Origin of the sequence: Lawsonibacter hominis, from assembly GCF_014287895.1 — a bacterium.
Lineage (GTDB): Bacteria > Bacillota > Clostridia > Oscillospirales > Oscillospiraceae > Lawsonibacter_A > Lawsonibacter_A hominis.
Genome location: NZ_JACOPP010000004.1, coordinates 179,333 through 197,797, shown reverse-complemented (window position 1 = coordinate 197,797; position 18,465 = coordinate 179,333). Strand labels below are relative to the sequence as shown.

The following is an 18,465-nucleotide window of genomic DNA, read 5'->3' as shown; positions in this document are numbered from 1 at the left end:
ACGCCTTTTTCACGCGGCCATCACAAAGCGCCGATATACTGGAGCCAAATTCGAGAGAGACAGGAGGGAACGCCTTGGATATCCTGGAACTGCGTAAAGTCAACAAGCGCTTTGGCGGCGTGCATGCCATCAAGGAACTGGACCTGACCGTAACGCAAGGGACCGTCCATGGCCTCATCGGCCCCAACGGCTCCGGCAAGACCACCACATTCAACGTCATCAGCGGCGTGTTCCCGCCCACCGACGGACAGATCTTTTTCGGCGGCAGGGACATCACCGGCCTGCCCGCCTACGAGATCGCCCGCCTGGGCATCAGCCGCACCTTCCAGATCCCCAAGGTCATGGGGCGCATGAGCGTACTGGATAACGTGATGTGCGGCTATTTTGCCAAGACCAAGACCGAAGCGGCGGACACCTTCCTGCATGCGCCCTTCCGGGCGTCCCGGCAGGAGCGGGCGATGCGGGAGCGGGCGATGGAGCAGCTGGCCTTCGTGGGCCTGGAGCGCTCGGCCGGACGCTGGGCCCGGGACCTGGCCTGGGCCGACCAGCACCTGCTGCAGATCGCCCGCGCCCTGGCCACCGGCCCCAAGCTGCTGCTGCTGGACGAACCCACCGCGGGCATGGGGGCCGAGGAGTCGGCCCGGCTGGAAGCGCTGATCCGTCAAATCAAGGAGCAGGGTACCAGCATCATCCTCATCGCCCACGACGTGAAGCTGGTCACACGCTCCTCCGACGTGGTGACGGCCATCGAATTCGGCGCGAAGATCGCCGAGGGCCTGCCCGAGGAGGTCAAAAATCATCCAAAGGTGGTGGAAGCGTACCTTGGAACAGACTAATGTGTTGAACGTCGAGGGCCTGTCGGTCTGTTACGGCCCCATCTGCGCGGTCAGGAAGATCGATCTGCAGGTCCGTCCGGGCGAGATCGTGGCCCTGATCGGCGCGAACGGCGCGGGGAAATCCACCCTGATCAATGCCGTCCTGGGCCTGCAGCGGGCAAAGAGCGGAACGATCACGTTCCTGGGCCAGGATATCACCCGCTGGAAGACGGAGAAGGTGGTGGCCGCCGGCATCTCGGTGGTGCCCGAGGGCCGGGGCATGCTGGCCGATATGACGGTGCTGGAGAATCTCCAGCTGGGCGCCTACCACCACAAAGGGGATTATGGCCCCATGCTGGAGAAGGTCTTCTCCTACTTCCCCATTCTGAATGATCGAAAGACCCAGAAGGCGGGCACCCTATCCGGCGGCGAGCAGCAGATGCTGGCCATCAGCCGGGCGCTGATGGGGGAACCTAGGCTGGTGCTGCTGGACGAGCCTTCCCTGGCCCTTTCGCCGGCCTACGTGGACAAGATCTTCCGGTTCCTGGTGGAGATGAAACGGCAGGGCCTGACCATCCTGCTCTCCGAGCAGAACGCCCGCAAGGCGCTGCAGTATGCCGACCGGGGCTATGTGCTGGACCTGGGCGTGACCGTGATGGAAGGACCCGCCCGGCAGCTGGCCGACGACCCCGAGGTCAGGCGCGCCTACCTGGGCGGAGAATAGAAAGGAGGCGGGGAATCCATGGAATCGTTCATCGCACAGATCATCGTCGGCCTCGCCACCGGGGGCATCTACGCGCTGCTGGTGCTGGGTATGAACCTGCTGGTGCTGGTGCGCAACATCGTACACCACAGCTATTCCCACATTGTGGTGCTCACCATGGCCATGGGCTGGCTCACCCTGACCCATACCGGAAACAACATCCCCCTGTGCATCGTGGTGATGCTGGTCTCGGCCATCGTGTTCACCATTGCCACCGAGCCGCTGTTCCGGCCCCTGTCCGTGCGGGGGGCGGACCTGGAGACCGTCACCCTGGCCATGGGCATCGGCATCATCATTACGGAATTTATCTCCAAGTACATCAACGGCGGCGCCAATTTCGCCTTTCCCGACGCCATGACCGGCCGCCAGAACACCATCAATATCGGCCTGATCAGCTTCTCCGCAGCCAATATCGTCACTCTGGTATGCTGCGCCGTGGTGGCGGTGGCGCTGATGTGGTTCCTCTTCAAATCCAAGGAGGGCCGCGCCATCCGGGCTATGGCGCAGAACCTGCGGGTGGCCAGGATGCTGGGCATCCCCTTTGGCCGCACCGGCGTGCTGGGCTTCGGGATCGCAGGCCTGCTGGCGGGCATCATCGCCATCCTGTGCATCATGACCTTGGGCGCCGGGTCCCCCGCCCTGGGCGACACTTTTGCCGTCAAGGCCATTATCCTCATGCTCTTTGCCGGTATGGGCAACCTGAAGGGCGGACTGCTCTCCGCCCTGTTCATGGGCGTGGTGGAGGCCATGGCCCTGGCCTACCTGCCCGGCCGCTGGACCGAGGCCGTGTTCTACGGCGTCATCATGCTGGTCATCATCTGGAAGCCGAACGGCCTGTTCGGCAAGCAGCACTAAGGGGGGAAGACGTATGCTGTCCACATCCATGACCCTGTATCTGATTTTCTGCTGCGCCTTCATCCTCCTGGTGTGGGGGGCGCTGGTGCCCTTCCGGGCGGGGCTGCTGTACAACGGCACCGTCTACTGCATGGCCGTGGGAGGCTACTTTGCCGCCTTTGCCGCCAAGGAGCTGGGCTGGCCCTTTTTCCTGTGCGTGCTGGGCGCCGCCGTGGTGGGCGCGATCCTGGGCTTTTTGCCCGCGCTTGGCTTCTCCCGCACCTCGGGCGTGGTCACTGCCGTGGCCTCTATGGCTCTGATCTTCATCATCCAATCGGTCATCCGCAACCTGGACTTTCTGGGCGGCACCCGCGGTATCCGGGGCATCCCCAAGGTGGAGCACCTGCTGCTCTATTCTGTGATCCTGGTGATCCTGCTGGGCGCCTTCCTCTACCGGCTCAACCACTCCAAGCTGGGCCGGGCGCTGGAGGCCATCGGCACCGACGCCGATATGGCCACCACGCTGGGCATCAACGTGAAGAAGATGACGGTCTTCTCTCTGACCATCTCCTCGATCTACGGCGCGGTGTCCGGCGCCGTCTACGCCTTCAACATGCGCACCATCTATCCCGAGACCTTCGGCTTTTCCCTGCTTTTGTCCGTCATGACCATGCTCTTTGTGGGCGGGCGCTATACCCAATGGGGGGTGTTCGTCTCGGTGCCCCTGCTGTGGGGCCTGCCCCAGTGGGTGCCCGCCAGCATCAACAGCTTTACCCAGATCATCTACGGCGTGATCCTGGTGGTCATCCTCATGGCCCGGCCCGAGGGCATCATCACCCGGGAACTGCCCGGTAAGATCAAGCGCCTTTTTGCCCGCGGGGGAGAAGCAAGGGTCCCGGCGGGACGCAGCTGAAGTACCCCCATCCGTTCAAACGGCGGAAGGCTCCGCCTTTGAAGATAACGTCACGAAAAGGAGAGAAACTGCATGAAACGGAACAAGCTTCGCATGTCCGCCCTCTTGCTTTCCCTAGCGCTGATGATCGGCCTGCTGGCCGGCTGTTCCAGCAGCGGAGGCTCTGCGGGTGAGAGCACGCCGCCCGCTACCGCCCCCGCGGCCGGTACCGACGCCCCCGCCGATGCCAACGCCGTCGCCGTCACCGAGTGGGAGATCCCCATGCTCACCGCCGCCACGGGCGCCATCGCCTATGTGGGAAAGCCCGCCGGCTGGGCCGCCGAATACGCCGCCGAGATCATCAACGCGAACGGCGGGATCCGCGGCGTGCCGGTGAAGGTCACGGTGCTGGATACGGCCTTTGATACCTCCAAGGCCGTCACCCAGATGACCAGCGTGGTGGACAACGCCCTGGTGGTGCTGGGCCCCATGGACGCCCCCGGCGCCGAATCCGCCGGCCAGGTGGCCTATGACGGCGGCGTGCCCAACATCGCCGCCTACTCCTTCCAGGATATCCGCGACCTGTACGCCCCTTACGTCATGGGCTACATGACCGATTCCGAGGAGGGCGACCTGGCCGCCGCGCAGGAGTGGACCGCCGTAAACGACGACATCAAGAAGATCGTGATCTTCTACACCCCCACCGACGCCTCCCAGGCGGCCGCCACGGAGCTGCTCACTGCACAGCTGCCCGATTCCGGTATCGAAGTGGTGGGCACGGTGGAGGTGCAGACCGGCCAGCTGGACTGCTCCGCCTCCGCCATCCAGGCCCTGAACCTGAAGGCCGACGGCTACTACCTGAACCTGCGGGCCGACGAGGCCGCCAAGGTCCTGACCGAGCTGCGCAAGCGCGGCGTGGACGAAGGCCGCCGCATCTGCGCCACCTTCGCCAGCTATGACGCCAACTACTTCGATGTGGCCGGTTCCGACTGCGACGGCACCTATATTTGGAACAAGCTCAACCCCGACTACTCCGGCGAGGAATGGCAGACCCTGGTGGCCGCCTATCAGCAGGCCAACGACGGACAAACCCCCACCGCGCCCCCGGTGCCCGGCTTCTATGACGCCATGATGGCCATCAAGCAGGGCATTGAGGAACTGGAGCTCACCGGCGACCCCGCCAAGCTCTCCGAGGAGCGCGAGGCGCTGGGCAACTGGCTGTACAACTCTCCCGTCTTCGAAGGCGTCCAGGGGAGCTTCCAGTGGGTAGACGGCAAGAAGGTAGCCGATGTCCACTTCTTCCAGTGTGACGGCAGCGCGCCCAAGGCTGTGGAGTAAAAGCCGCTCCGGGGAAGCGCGCCTTCCCCCAAAAATCCGAACGCGGTCCCGGCACTCGGCCGGGACCGCGTTTTTCGGTTCTGGGGAGGGACTGCGTATTTTGCGGGCGGTCTGCATACAGCGAGCGGAAGGCGAGGCGGTCTTATGATCAAACGCGTTGTGCTGCACGATTTGGACTATAACTGGCTGGCACCCTGCAAAGAGTGGTACTACAAGGCCCACGCACCGCAGATCGTCCGCCGGTACGGGCCCTGGCTGGCCCGGTTCGAGAGCTTTCGGCCCGCGCCCTTTCCGGCGGGGGCGCGGGGAGAGGAGCACGGCTATACCAACTGGCTGTGTACCGTGGGCTGCTGGCGGGAACTGCCCGGGCGTTGGAGGCCCGGGGACACGGCTGAGGCGCAGAGACTTGGCCGCCCCCGGTACGCATGCCGCACCGGGGGCGGCGCTGTCCGCGCTTGACAGGCATTCCGGGGCAAATTATACTGGAACCATCTGAGAAGGGAGGGCGCCGCCATGCCGAACCGGGAACCCGCATTTCTGCATCACCCCCACCAGGCCGCCGGGATGTTCGGGAGCCTCCAGGAGGCCTACGACCGCCTGGACGCCATTATCGAAAGCTCGTACGACGGTATTTTCATTACCGACGGGCAGGCCGTCACCATCCGGGTCAATCAGGCCTATCTGACCATCACCGGCCTGCGGGCGGAGGAAGTGCTGGGGCGCAGCATGTGGGACCTGGAGCGGGAGGGGATCGTCGACCGCTCGGGCACGCTCATCGCCATCTCCAAGCGAAAACCGGTCACGCTGGAGCAGGTCTTCCGCAACGGCCGCCACGCCCTCATTGCCTCCACCCCGGTTTTTGACGAGAGTGGGGACATCGTCATGGTGGTGACCAACGTGCGGGACACCACCGAGCTTTACGATCTGCAGGAAAAGTACCGGCGGAGCGCCGAGCAGAACGAAAAGTACTATTCCGAGATCGAATACACCCGCAAGCAGGTGCTGGACTCCGCGGACCTGATCGCCGCCGACCGGCGGATGCTGGAGGTGCTGGAACTGGTGGACCGGGTGGCGGCGCTGGATACCACGGTGCTCCTGCTGGGGGAGACCGGCGTGGGCAAGGAAAAGATCGCCAAATACATCTTCAAGAACAGCGCCCGCCGGGAGGGGCGCTTCCTCACGGTCAACTGCGGCGCCATCGCGCCCAACCTCATCGAAAGCGAGCTGTTCGGCTATGTGCAGGGGGCCTTTACCGGGGCCAGCCGGGGCGGTAAACCGGGCCTGTTCGAGGTGGCGGACAAGGGCACGCTCTTCCTGGACGAGATTGGGGAGCTGCCGCTGGAGATGCAGGTAAAGCTGCTGCGGGTGCTTCAGGAGCGCACCGTCACCCGGGTGGGCGGAAACGAGGCGGTGAGCGTGGACGTGCGCGTCGTGGCCGCCACCAATCGGGATCTGGGGCAGATGGTGCGGGACAAGACCTTTCGGGAGGACCTGTTCTACCGGCTCAACGTCGTGCCCATCACCATCCCGCCCCTGCGGGAACGGCGGGACGACATCATCCCCTTTGCCGAGAGCTTTCTGGAGGAGCTAAACAAAAAGTACAACCTGCGCAAGCGGCTTACCGCCTCCGCGTGTCAGGCCATGCTGAACTATGCGTGGCCGGGCAACGTGCGGGAGCTGAAAAACATCATCGAGCGTATGGTCATCATGAGCGGCTCGGATCAGATCCGGGCCGAGGACCTGCCCTTTCACAGTGTTTGGACGCCGCCCCTGCCCGGCGGGGAGGACGGCCCCACGGTGGACCTGAAGGCCCTCACCGGACAGTTTGAGCTGCAGTTTATCAACCGGGCTTACGAGCGCTTCGGAAACGTCCGGGACGCGGCCCGCAGTCTGGGCATGGACCCGGCTACTTTTGTGCGAAAGCGGAAGCGGTACGCACAGGAACGGCTGTTGCAAAAATAAAACACGATTCATTTTTGCAACAAACGCCCAAATGGCCGGATCAGAAATGATTTTGGAACAAGCCCCCCGCTTTTGTTTTATTTTTGCAACAAAAGCGGGGGGCGGACTTTTTTGCAAAAACTTCAGAAACGGCTGTGCCGCAACGGTTTTACGCAGACGGGAAAGAAATGGCCGAAGTTGGCACACTGTTTGCAACTATTTATTGCGTCGAGGGACAGTTGGCCAACTGTACGAGCAGATTTGATCTACCTGAGACGCCGCAAATACGGTTCACCGCGGAGAATGGTCCAACAGAAAGAAATGGAGGAAATTCGTTTGAGCGCAATTGGTGTTATCGGCCTGCTTCTGGCCATCGCGTGTCTGATCATTTTAAGTTACAAGGGCGTCAATGCATTCATTGCATCTCTGATCGCGTCACTGGTAGTTGTCGTTACCAACCTGCTTCCCTTTTGGGAGACCTTCAGCGGCGCCTACGCTACTGGACTGAAAAACTTTGTCGGAAACTATTTCCTGCTGTTCGGCCTGGCGGCCGCTTACGGTGAGTTCCTGAAGGTCACAGGTGCGGCTGAGAGTGTGGCCAAGGTGCTGTTCAAGATTTTCGGCGTGAAGTGGGCTCCCCTGGGCGCGCTGCTCATCACCCTGCTGATGGCCATGGGCGGCGTTTCCGCTTTTGTTATCGTCTTTGCCGTCTACCCCGTGGCCGCCCCCTTGTTCCGCAAGGCCAACATTACGAAAAACCTGCTGCCCGGCATTGTGCTGTGCGCTTCGGTGACCCTGTGCCTGTGCCTGCCCGGCAACCCCACCAGCACCAACGCATTGCTGGCCCGTCCGGAGTACGGCTTGGGGGTGGACGCATTTTCGGCTCCTGTAATGGGCATCATCGCCTGCATCGTGGGTACCGTCCTGGCCGGGATCTATGTCACTTGGCAGGCCAGACGGCAGACCGCCCTGGGCGTGGGCTACGTGGTCTCCGGCACGGATGCGCTGGATGATGACGAGGAAAAGAATTTGCCCCCCTTCTGGGCCTCTATCATCCCCCTGCTGATTGTTGTGTTCGTCATGATCCTGCTGAAGAACGTGATGAGCGCCACCAACAGCATCCTGACCTCTCTGTGCATCGCCATCGTGGCCTGCGTGGTCCTCAACCCCAAGGTCTTCTTCGGCGCCCATAAGAAGCACGGCGTGCTCAAGACCTTCACCACCGGAATGTGGTCCTCCTGCACCTCCGCCCTGCTGCTGACCGGCGGCGTCATGGGTTTCGCCGGCGTGGTGCAGGCGGCCCCCGGCTTCCAGTACTTTGTGGATTTCGCCAACGGCCTGACCACTGCCTTCAACCCCTATGTGTCCGCGTCCGTGGCGGTCAACGTGGTAGCCGGCATCACCGGTACCGCTTTGGGCGGCCTGCAGATCTTTGCTGACACCATGCTGCCCAACTACATCAACCTGGGCATCAATCCCGAGGCATTCCATCGCCTGATGACCATCGCCTGCTGCGGCCTGGACACGCTGCCCCACTGCTCCACCTTTATTCTGATGTGCTCCGTCTGCGGCGTCACCGCCAAGGATTCCTACAAGCATGTATTCCCCCTGACCGTGGTGATGCCCATCCTGCTGACGGTATTGTGCATCCTTATGATCTCCGTCGGCATTATCTGAACCCACGGCTGGAAAGGAGGAGGCTTCCTGTGAGCCTGAAGAGCGTAAAACAATCCTTTGAGATCCCCGCGTTTTCCTTTACCTGCGGCCGCACGCTGCCGGTCCGCCTGGGGTATGAGACCTACGGGACCCTGAACGAGGCGAAGGACAACGCGATCCTGGTGGTCCACTATTTCTCCGCCAGCAGCCATTGCTGCGGCAAATACCAGGAGAGCGACCCGCTGCCCGGCTTCTGGGACGGGCTGATCGGCCCCGGTAAGGCGGTGGATACCGAGAAATACTTTGTCGTCTGCGCCGACAATCTGTGCAACTGCGGCGCCAAGAATCCGAACGTCATTACCACCGGCCCCATGACCGTGAATCCGGAGACCGGGAAGCCCTACGCGCTGGATTTTCCCGTGCCCGAGGTGCTGGACGTGGTAAATACCCAAAAGCACCTGCTGGAGCAATTGGGGATCACCCACCTGAAGGCGGTCATGGGCCCGTCCTTCGGCGCCATGACCTCCTGGCAGTGGGCGGTGGCCTACCCGGACATGATGGATGCGATCATCCCGGTCATCGGCACGCCGAAACTGCCCGTTTGGGGCGGCTTTAACCCCCTTCAGTACGCCATCAAGGTGGCCAAGATCGACCCGAAGTTCCGGAGGGGAAACTACTATGACCAGGAAGAACAGCCCACCGATACCCTGCGGCTGTGCCTGGAGATGATGAATGTGGCCGCCTTCCAGGCGGGCTACTACGAACGGACCTACAAGCGTGACGTCAGCGCCGACCGGGCCTGTTATGAGAGCGTGCTGGGCCAGGCGTCCTTTGAAGACAAGCTGGATGCCATTGTGGAGCTGTCCGTGCCCTTTGTAGACCTGAACCACTGGCTGTATACCTGCCGCACCTGCCTGAACTATGACGTTTCCAGACCCTATGGCGGCGATCTTGACGCGGCGCTGGCGCGGATCAAGGCAAAGGTGCTGGCCATTCCCTCGCGGCTGGACGTGCTGCACCCATGGCAGTTTGTGGACTGGGTGACGCAGCGCATCACCTGGCTGGGGGGGAACGCGGAATGCTACCCCATCGACAGCGACCTGGGCCATATGGCCGGGATTTTGGAAACCTTCCGCTTCGACCACAAAGTGCGGGATTTCCTGTCCCGCCTGTAACCGGCTGCGGAAAGAAAAGCGAGCCCCCCGGCGGAGCGTCCGCCGGGGGGGCGGGGAGGAAGAAGAATGGAACAGAACATTTCGCACAAGCGGGGCCCGCGGGCCTGCGCGATCGTGCTGATCGCCGCCCTGCTGGCGATGCTGATCAGCTCCGCCGTGGGCGGCGTCATCGCCACCGGCGGCGGCGCGGTGCGCACCGAAGAGATCACCTTTACCACCGATGTGGGCGCACTCAGTCACGCCAAGCTCTATATCCCGGTCCAGGCCAGCGCGGAGAACAAGCTGCCCGCCGTGCTGCTCTGCCACGGCTATACCGCCAGCCTGGACGCCATGGAGCCAAACGCCATTGAACTCTCCCGCCGGGGCTATGTGGTCATGGCGCTGGATCTCTATGGCCACGGGGAGTCCGCCCTCCCGCCCGACGGCTACCGCCAGGCGGAGATGGGCAACGTAGAAAATTACGCGCCCGATCTGGGCAGCTATTCCGCCCTTCAGGAGCTGGGCAAGCTGGAGTATGTGGACGCGGCCAGGATCGGTATGCTGGGCCACTCCATGGGCACCGCCGCCATCCAGGAGGGCGCCTACCTTGCGTACGCCAAGTGGCAGGCCGCCTATACCGCGGCCCAGACTGAGGCCGCTGCCGCCGGTCAGGACGAGACGGCCGCGGCCGGCGCCGCCTATCTGGCCGCCATGGACGCGGGCATCGTGCTCCCCAGCTCCATGGTGCTTACCGGCTATAACTATAATGTGCGCAACGTCAACGACTTGACGTACAACGGGGTCAACGCTGAAAACGGCGTGTTCCCCCTGTATGCCGCGCCTGTAAATATGTGTACCATCGAGGGGGATTACGACGAGTTCTCCGGCCTGCTCTGGGGGGTGGACGACGCCGCCCGGTATACCACCAGCTTTAAGTTCGCCTGCGGCACCGGCGGGGCGTCCAACGTGCCCTCCGGCACCTACTTCCTGTACGGGGATGCCGCGGCCACGCCCCTGAGCCGGGCGGAGGCCGTGAACGCCGCCGCCTCCGCCGCTGTGACCATGCAGCCCATCCGGGCCGCCTATTCCTTCGACGGCACTCACTCCGATACCTATTATGACGAGACCGCCATCTCCTACGGTATCGACTTCTTCGACATCACCCTGCGGGGCGGGGAGGCCACCATCGACCCCGCCGACCAGGTGTGGCACGGCCGGGCGGCCTGCGGACTGATCGGCCTGACGGCCACCCTGACGGCGTTCGTGGCCCTGGCGCTCACCCTGCTCCGCCTGCCCTTCTTTGCCACCATCGTCCGGCCGGAGGCCCCATCCATGAGCACGGTGACCGGCGGGAAGGGCGCGCTGAAATACGCCGCGCTGTATCTGATCTTCCTGCTGCCGGCGCCGCTGCTGTACTACTGGCTGATCGGATATCCCTATTACATGCAGCCCCAGTGGTTCAAGTTTTTGACCAAGTTTATGCCCAACGCCTTCTTCAATATGGCGCCCATGAACTCTCTGATGCTCTTTAACTGCGTGGTGGGCGCCGTTTTCCTGGCGCTGTACCTGCTGGTGTTTTTCCTCATCGCCAAGAGAGCGGGCTTCGGCCTGGAAAACACCGGCCTGAAGCTGCCGGCGGCGCAGGTGCTCAAGTCCCTGCTGCTGGCCGCAGTCTCCTTCGGCGGGGTGTACGCCGTGGTCTACCTCTGCGCCGCCTGTTCCGGCACGCACTTCGCCTTCTTCAAATTCAACATTATGCCGATGGATGCCGCCCACTGGATCGCGTTTTTCAAATACCTTCCGGTTTGGATCCTCTTCTTCCTGCTGGCGGGGGTGATTTACAATTCCCTGACCCGCATCAACAATGCCCCCGCCTGGGTGAGCTATCTGCTGATCGCGGCGGTCTCCTGCGGCGGACTGGCAGTCCTGTTTGCCTACGACTATGGCATGCTCTTCGCCACCGGCGTGCGGGGCATCCAGTATATCCCCGGCACGACCTCCGCGGAGTGGATGTCCACCATCGGCATGGCCTTCCCCACCGCCCTGGCGGGCATCATGTGCTTCGGACTGCTCTTTATCCTGCCGATTTCCGCTGTTATGAGCCGTGTGCTTTGCAGAAAGAGCGGCAGCGTCTGGCTGGGCGGATTCCTGACGGCGTTCATCGTGCTGGTCTTTACCATCTCCCATATGGTCATATCCATCTAAAAAAGATAAATTGGAAAGGAAGTCGTTTATTATGTCACTGATGACGGGCGAGGAGTACATTGAGAGCATCCGGAAGCGGAAGATGCAGGTATATCTGTTTGGGAAAAAGGTGGAGGACCCGGTGGACGACCCCATTCTGCGGCCCTCGCTGAACAGCGTGCGCATGACCTACGACCTGGCCCAGATGCCGGAGTACGAGGACCTGATGACCGCCGTCTCCCCCTACACCGGCCGGCGGGTCAACCGCTTCACCCACATCCACCAGTCCGCCGGGGACCTGGTGAAGAAGGTGAAGATGCAGCGCCTGCTGGGGCAGAAGACGGCCGCCTGCTTCCAGCGCTGCGTGGGCATGGACGCGTTCAACGCCGTGTTCTCCACCACGTATGAGACCGACCGGAAGTACGCCACCCATTATCACGAGAACTTCAAGCAGTTCATGATCTACTGCCAGGACAACGACCTGACGGTGGACGGCGCCATGACCGACCCCAAGGGGGACCGGAGCAAGGCCCCCCACGAGCAGGCGGACCCGGACCTGTTTTTGCGGGTGGTGGAGCGCCGGCCCGACGGGATCGTGGTGCGGGGCGCCAAGGCCCACCAGACCGGCGCGCTGAACAGCCATGAGATCATCATCATGCCCACCATCTCCATGGGCCCCGACGACAAGGACTACGCAGTGAGCTTCGCCGTGCCCATGGACACGCCGGGCATCTTCATGATCATCGGCCGCCAGAGCTGCGACACCCGGAAGCGGGAGGGCAGCGAGCTGGACGTGGGCAACGCGGAGTTCGGCGGGGTGGAGGCGCTGACCATCTTCGACGACGTGTTCGTGCCCAACGAGCGCATCTTCCTCAACGGGGAGACGGAGTTCGCCGGGATGATGGTGGAGCGCTTCGCCGGGTATCACCGCCAGAGCTACGGCGGGTGCAAGGTGGGCGTGGGCGACGTGCTCATCGGCGCGGCGGCGGTGGCGGCCGACTACAACGGCGCGGCCAGGGCCAGCCACATCAAGGACAAGCTCATCGAGATGACCCACCTGAACGAGACCCTGTACTGCTGCGGCATCGCCTGCTCCGCCGAGGGCCACCCCACCGACAGCGGCAACTACATCATCGACCTGCTGCTGGCCAACGTGTGCAAGCAGAACGTGACCCGCTTCCCCTACGAGATCGCCCGGCTGGCGGAGGACATCGCCGGCGGCCTGATGGTCACCGCCCCCTCCGAGGCCGACCTGCGGGACGAGAAGCTGGGCGCCTATGTGGAAAAATACCTGAAGGGCGTCTCCGGCGTGTCCACCGAGAACCGGCTGCGCATCCTCCGCCTCATCGAAAACCTGACCCTGGGCACCGCCGCCGTGGGCTACCGCACCGAAAGCCTGCACGGCGCCGGCTCCCCCCAGGCCCAGCGCATCATGATCGCACGCCAGGGCAACCTCCAGCACAAGAAGGAGCTGGCCAAGACCATCGCCCATATCAAGGAGTAAGCCATGGCCGACTGGAACGCTTACTATGCATCCCATACCGCCTCCCCGGAGGAGGCGGTGGGGCTGATCCGCTCCGGCGACCGGGTGGTGGTGGGCCACGCCTGCGGCGAGCCCTCCTGCCTGCTGGACGCTCTGGTGCAAAACGCGGCGGCCTATGAAAATGTGGAGATCGTCCACATGGTGGCCATGGGCAAGGCGGAGTACTGCAGGCCGGAGTATGCCGGCGCCTTCCGCCACAACGCCCTCTTCGTGGGCGGCGCCACCCGGGACGCGGTCTTTGAGGGCCGGGGGGACTTCACCCCCTGTTTCTTCTGGGAGGTGCCCGGCTTCTTCCGGGACCCGGACGTGCTGCCGGTGGACGTGGCCCTGATCCAGGTGACCCCGCCGGACGAAAACGGAAACTGTTCCCTGGGCGTGTCGGTGGACTACACGTACCAGGCCGTACAGCAGGCCAGGACCGTCATCGCCCAGGTCAACGACCAGATGCCCTTTACCCTGGGCCTGCATTCCACCGTCCCGGTGGAACAGATCACCTGCTTCGTGCCCCGCGGCACGCCGGTCATCGAGCTCTCTCCCCCCAGCATCGGCCCGGTGGAGGAGGCCATCGGCCGCAACTGCGCCGCCCTCATCCGGGACGGCGACACCCTTCAGCTGGGCATCGGCGCCATCCCGGACGCGGTGCTCCGGTTCCTGGGCGATAAAAACGATCTGGGCATCCACTCCGAGATGTTCTCCGACGGCGTGGTCGAGCTTGTGGAGCGGGGCGTCATCAACAACCGCCGCAAGACCCTCCAGCCCGGCAAGAGCGTGGCGGCCTTCCTCATGGGCACCCGGAGGCTCTACGACTACGCACACCGCAACCCCGCCGTGATGATGGCCCCGGTGGACTACGTCAACGACCCCCGCGTCATCTGCCAAAACGACAACATGGTCTCCATCAACTCCTGCGTCCAGGTGGACCTGATGGGCCAGGCGGCCTCCGAGACGGTGGGCTACAAGCAGATCTCCGGCACCGGCGGCCAGGTGGACTTCATCCGCGGCGCGGCCATGTCCAGGGGCGGCCGCTCCATCCTGGCCTTCCCCTCCACGGTGAAGGGCAGAACCTCCAAGATCGTCCCCCTCCTGGACGAGGGCGCCGCCGTCACCACCAGCCGGGACGACGTGGACTATGTCGTCACCGAGTACGGCGCCGCCCACCTCAAGGGCAGGACCCTCCGCGACCGTGCCCGCGCCCTCATCCAAATCGCCCACCCCGATTTCCGTCCCGACCTGATCCGCCATTTCATCCGCAGGTTCCACTGCGACTGGTAGAAGCGGCTGCGGGAAAGGCGCCCGCCAGCCGTCCCACCGCCGGCTCCCGCCTGGAGCCGGCGTCCCAACAAAAAGGAGGAATGCCGGATGACACGCCGGGATCGAACCCAGCCCGGTTCCCTGGCTGAGCATGCCGTGACCGGCGTGCGGTACTGCGGCGGCTGTAATCCGCGCTACGACCGGACGGCACTGGTCGGCCGTCTGGCGGAGCGCTGCCCCAACGTCCGTTTTGTGCGGGCCGAGTCCGGCAGGGAGTACGACGCGCTGCTGGTCGTGGGCGGCTGCTGCGCCTGCTGTGCCGATATCAGCGGCCTGGCCGGCCGCCGGGTGGTCCGCCTGCGCCGGGCGGAGGACCTGGAAGAAGCAGCGGAAATCCTCGCGGCCTTATAGAATACACGCCAAAGGGGGCCCCATTTGGGGCCCCCTTTGGCGTGCTGAGACCGTATCGTCATCGTCCGCTTCGCAGAGTTCACCCGCAAGGGGTGTGCCGCGTCCGTAAGGCGGCGCAGCCGCCGTCTCCGCGCCACCCTGCGGGGTTGCGCTCCAAAACCCTCCGGAGGGCCTTCCCGCGCTTGCACGCGCCCCTTGACGCGCCTGCACCCCAGGGGCGCCCGGCTGCTGCCTCCGGCGGCCCGGGCGCGGACAGACGGCGGAACAAAATCAAAGGCGGTCCATTTCAGGACGCATCGGGCGGCCTTTTCGCAGGAAGCCGAACCCTGCCCATCGTGCACCCGTTTGCCGAAACAGGTCCTTGGGCCTGTTTCGGCAGACCCAAAGGAGGCTCCTTGCCGGTTCAACGCTATTTGCCCAGCGCGCAGTTTTTTTCGGTGGACTGGACCACCGCCCGGGCCACGGCGCCGCGGAAGCCGTGCTGCTCCAGGACGGCTACGCCCATAATGGTGGAGCCGCCGGGGGAACAGACCGCATCCTTCAGCGCGCCGGGGTGTTTCCCGGTCTCCAGCACCATCGCCGCACTGCCCAGCACCGCCTTGGCGGCCAGGCGCATGGCCAGCCCGCGGGGCACGCCGGTCTGCACCGCGCCGTCGGCCAGGGCCTCGATAAACAGGTAGACATAAGCGGGCGTGCAGCCGCTGACGCCGCCGGTAATATCCATGGCGCTCTCGGGAATGCGCTCAAAGTCGCCCGCGGCGGCGAACATGCGCTGGAATTCGGCAAAGCGTTCCTCGCTGACCTCGCCGGGGTCCTGGGCGCTGCTGGCGAGCAGGAGCATGCCCTGTCCCACCAGGACGGGCGTGTTGGGCATGACCCGGATCACGGGCACATCCACCTCCAGGCAGGCCTTGATGGCCGCCACGGGGATCCCGGCGGCGATGGAGACCAGCACCCGGGGCTTGCCTGCCCGGACGCAGGCCGCCAGCGTGGGGGAGAGGCCCCGCACCACGTCCCGCATGACGTTGGGCTTGACGCCAAGGACGATGTACTCGGCGTGCGATGCCACATCCTCGTTGTGCTCCGCCGCAGCGCAGCCCACCTGAGCGGCCAGCGCCCGGGCCTTTTCCGGCGTGCGGTTGGCAACGACGATCCGGCGGGGGTCCATGGACTTGCCGGCGGCCACGGCCAGCGCGCCGCCCATATTGCCCGTACCGATAAATCCAAGCTTATATTCCATCAAACGTCCTTCTTTCTGCGCGGCCGCTTACCGTCCGCCGGCCAGTTCTTTGCGGATCAGGTTGGCAAGCAGGGCCTGGCCCTCGGGAGAACGAAGCGTATCCAGCACGATGGAGCGCAGCAGCTGCTGGGTCTGCTTGCTGGCCAGCAGGGCGTCCAGCATCCCGCCGCCGGGCTGGGACGGCTGGGCCTGCGGCGGCGCGGGACGGGGGGCGGGCGCAGGCCGTGCCGGTTCGTCCTGGTCCCAGGCGGCATCCATCCAGGTTTCCTGCCGGGTGCGGTCGTTGCTCTCGCCCCGGAGATAGAACAGCGAGACCCCAAAGTAGCCCGCGAGCTTCTCCTGCTGCTCCCGGGACGGGGTCTGGCGGCCGGTCTCAAACTTTTCAACGGCGCCTTTCGGCAGCCCGAGCTCCGCCGCCAGGGCCGGGCGGCTCAAGCCCCGTTCCGTACGCAGCGCTTCAATCCTCTGGGCCAATGTGACCATGATGACGACCTCCTGATCGGGTTGGTAATTTAATATTATAGCACAGAAAAAGCCTGATCACAACAGGGTTTCAATCTTGCGAAAAAAGTTGCAGGAGAGAAGGCGTTTTCTTGCAGATAGCCCTTGACGGGCCCGGCCCGGCGCAGTAAAATGAAACAGATTTTTTGTGAGAAGAAGGCGGGGACAAGGGCGTCCCGGGGCAATGGCGTCCCATGCTGCATGGGAGGAAACACAATGGCAAAGTATATCTTTATCACCGGGGGCGTGGTCTCCGGCCTGGGCAAGGGCATCACGGCGGCGTCCCTGGGGCGGCTGCTGAAGGCCAGGGGACTGAAGGTGGCCCTCCAGAAGTTCGACCCCTATCTCAACGTAGACCCCGGCACCATGAGCCCCTACCAGCACGGCGAGGTTTTCGTCACCGACGACGGAGCGGAGACCGACCTGGACCTGGGCCACTATGAACGCTTCACCGACGAGAATCTGACGGTGTATTCCTCCGTGACCTCCGGAAAGGTCTACTGGTCGGTACTGAACCGGGAGCGGGAGGGCGCCTACCTGGGCGGCACCATCCAGGTCATCCCCCATATCACCAATGAGATCAAGGAACGCATCTACCGGGTGGGACGCAACGAGGGGGTGGACGTGGTGCTCACCGAGATCGGCGGCACGGTGGGCGATATCGAATCCCAGCCGTTTCTGGAGGCCATCCGTCAGGTGGCGGCCGAGGTGGGGCGCCAGAACGTGATGTACGTTCACGTCTCCCTCATCGTGGCCATCCCCGGCTCCGGAGAGCTCAAGAGCAAGCCCACTCAGCATTCGGCGAAGGAGCTGCTGGCCCTGGGGATCCAGCCCGATGTGATCATGGCCCGCTCCGAGTATCCGGTGCCTCGGGACATCATCCAGAAGATCTCCCTCTTCTGTAATATCCCCCCCGAGAACGTGATCCCCAACCTGACCGCGCCCATCCTGTACGAGGTGCCTCTCATGCTGGAGGAAGAGGGCCTGGCCGACGTGGTATGCCGGCGGCTGGGGCTGAACTGCCCCGCGCCCGATCTGGAGGGCTGGCGAACCATGGTGGAGCGGGCCAAAAACGCCACGCAGCAGCTGGAGATCGCCCTGGTGGGCAAGTATACCGCCCTGCACGACGCCTATCTGTCGGTGGCCGAGGCACTGACCCACGGAGGGATCGAAAACGATGTGAAAGTGTCCGTCCGCTGGGTGGACTCCGGGGGCGTCACCGACGAAAATGCCGCCCAGGTGCTGGCCGGATGTGACGGGGTGCTGGTTCCCGGCGGCTTTGGCGACCGGGGGGTGGAGGGTATGATCTCCGCCGTACGATACGCCAGGGAGCATCAGGTGCCCTATTTCGGCATCTGCCTGGGGATGCAGATGGCGGTAGTGGAGTTTGCACGCAACGTGGCGGGCCTGGCGGGGGCCCATTCCAGTGAACTGGCCGACACGCCCCACCCGGTCATCGACCTGATGCCCGACCAGCGGGACGTGACCGCCAAGGGCGGTACGATGCGCCTGGGGGCCTACCCCTGCCGCTTCACGCCGGAGGCGGTCAGGGCCCCGGCGGCCTACGGCGCCCAGGAGATCAGCGAGCGGCACCGGCACCGCTATGAGTTCAACAACGACTACCGTACGGTGCTTACCAGCAAAGGCTTGACGCTGGCAGGCCTGTCGCCCGACGGGCATCTGGTAGAGGTGGTGGAGCTGCCGGAGCACCCCTGGTTTGTGGGCGTGCAGTTCCACCCGGAGTTCAAATCCCGTCCCAATAAGGCTCACCCCCTGTTCCGGGAATTCATCCGTGCAGCCAAGCGGTACAGGGAAGCGTCCCTATGAAAACCAGCGTGACCCGGCCCCCATTCGGGGCCGGGTCACGCTGGTTCAGACGGTCCAAAAGTGGCTTTGCCGCTTGTTCGATAAGCTGAAACAGCGGGAAAGGCAGCCTTGTGCT

15 protein-coding genes and 1 pseudogene are annotated in these 18,465 nt (G+C 63.9%); 14 read left to right on the top strand and 2 right to left on the bottom strand.

Going from position 1 to position 18,465, the window contains the following annotated elements:
* The first annotated feature begins 74 nt into the window (after positions 1–74).
* From H8S57_RS04965 to H8S57_RS04905, 13 genes are all read left to right on the top strand, one after another.
* Positions 75–836: an ABC transporter ATP-binding protein gene (locus tag H8S57_RS04965; protein WP_207723701.1), complete on the top strand. Its 762-nt coding sequence runs from the start codon at positions 75–77 to the stop codon at positions 834–836.
* Position 837: 1 nt separating this feature from the next.
* Positions 838–1,539: an ABC transporter ATP-binding protein gene (locus H8S57_RS04960; protein ID WP_186907009.1), complete on the top strand. Its 702-nt coding sequence runs from the start codon at positions 838–840 to the stop codon at positions 1,537–1,539.
* A gap of 18 nt (positions 1,540–1,557) precedes the next feature.
* Positions 1,558–2,433 carry a branched-chain amino acid ABC transporter permease gene (locus H8S57_RS04955; protein WP_186906967.1) on the top strand — a complete coding sequence of 292 codons (876 nt, stop codon included), beginning with the start codon at positions 1,558–1,560 and terminating at the stop codon, positions 2,431–2,433.
* Between the two features lie 13 nt (positions 2,434–2,446).
* A complete protein-coding gene (locus H8S57_RS04950; protein WP_186906966.1) occupies positions 2,447–3,325 on the top strand; it encodes a branched-chain amino acid ABC transporter permease in 879 nt (292 codons plus the stop codon).
* A 72-nt stretch (positions 3,326–3,397) separates the two neighbouring features.
* Positions 3,398–4,642 (top strand): ABC transporter substrate-binding protein, encoded by a 1,245-nt coding sequence (locus H8S57_RS04945; RefSeq protein ID WP_186906965.1) that lies wholly within the window; start codon positions 3,398–3,400, stop codon positions 4,640–4,642.
* 144 nt (positions 4,643–4,786) lie between these two features.
* The gene (locus tag H8S57_RS04940) at positions 4,787–5,101 is read left to right on the top strand and encodes a hypothetical protein (protein ID WP_186906964.1); all 315 of its coding nucleotides are present in this window, start codon (positions 4,787–4,789) and stop codon (positions 5,099–5,101) included.
* 54 nt (positions 5,102–5,155) lie between these two features.
* The gene (locus H8S57_RS04935) at positions 5,156–6,604 is read left to right on the top strand and encodes a sigma-54 interaction domain-containing protein (protein WP_186906963.1); all 1,449 of its coding nucleotides are present in this window, start codon (positions 5,156–5,158) and stop codon (positions 6,602–6,604) included.
* Between the two features lie 315 nt (positions 6,605–6,919).
* The gene (locus H8S57_RS04930) at positions 6,920–8,260 is read left to right on the top strand and encodes a GntP family permease (RefSeq protein ID WP_186906962.1); all 1,341 of its coding nucleotides are present in this window, start codon (positions 6,920–6,922) and stop codon (positions 8,258–8,260) included.
* Positions 8,261–8,289: 29 nt separating this feature from the next.
* Positions 8,290–9,414 (top strand): alpha/beta hydrolase family protein, encoded by a 1,125-nt coding sequence (locus tag H8S57_RS04925; protein ID WP_186906961.1) that lies wholly within the window; start codon positions 8,290–8,292, stop codon positions 9,412–9,414.
* A 66-nt stretch (positions 9,415–9,480) separates the two neighbouring features.
* Positions 9,481–11,598 (top strand): alpha/beta hydrolase, encoded by a 2,118-nt coding sequence (locus H8S57_RS04920; RefSeq protein WP_186906960.1) that lies wholly within the window; start codon positions 9,481–9,483, stop codon positions 11,596–11,598.
* Positions 11,599–11,629: 31 nt separating this feature from the next.
* Positions 11,630–13,081, top strand: a complete 1,452-nt coding sequence (locus H8S57_RS04915) for a 4-hydroxyphenylacetate 3-hydroxylase family protein (protein ID WP_186906959.1) — start codon at positions 11,630–11,632, stop codon at positions 13,079–13,081.
* A gap of 3 nt (positions 13,082–13,084) precedes the next feature.
* Positions 13,085–14,392 (top strand): acetyl-CoA hydrolase/transferase family protein, encoded by a 1,308-nt coding sequence (locus tag H8S57_RS04910; RefSeq protein WP_186906958.1) that lies wholly within the window; start codon positions 13,085–13,087, stop codon positions 14,390–14,392.
* A gap of 87 nt (positions 14,393–14,479) precedes the next feature.
* Positions 14,480–14,782 carry a hypothetical protein gene (locus H8S57_RS04905; RefSeq protein ID WP_186906957.1) on the top strand — a complete coding sequence of 101 codons (303 nt, stop codon included), beginning with the start codon at positions 14,480–14,482 and terminating at the stop codon, positions 14,780–14,782.
* A gap of 409 nt (positions 14,783–15,191) precedes the next feature.
* Here H8S57_RS04905 and proC read toward each other — a convergent pair.
* Both proC and H8S57_RS04895 read right to left on the bottom strand, forming a co-directional pair.
* Positions 15,192–16,034, bottom strand: a pseudogene (proC, locus tag H8S57_RS04900) (pyrroline-5-carboxylate reductase); the annotation flags it as partial.
* 15 nt (positions 16,035–16,049) lie between these two features.
* Positions 16,050–16,505: a helix-turn-helix domain-containing protein gene (locus tag H8S57_RS04895; protein ID WP_186906955.1), complete on the bottom strand. Its 456-nt coding sequence runs from the start codon at positions 16,503–16,505 to the stop codon at positions 16,050–16,052.
* A 234-nt stretch (positions 16,506–16,739) separates the two neighbouring features.
* Between H8S57_RS04895 and pyrG the strand changes: the two genes are divergently transcribed.
* Complete coding sequence (gene pyrG / locus H8S57_RS04890; protein ID WP_186906954.1) at positions 16,740–18,350, top strand: CTP synthase; 1,611 nt, start codon at positions 16,740–16,742, stop codon at positions 18,348–18,350.
* Positions 18,351–18,465 lie beyond the last annotated feature (115 nt).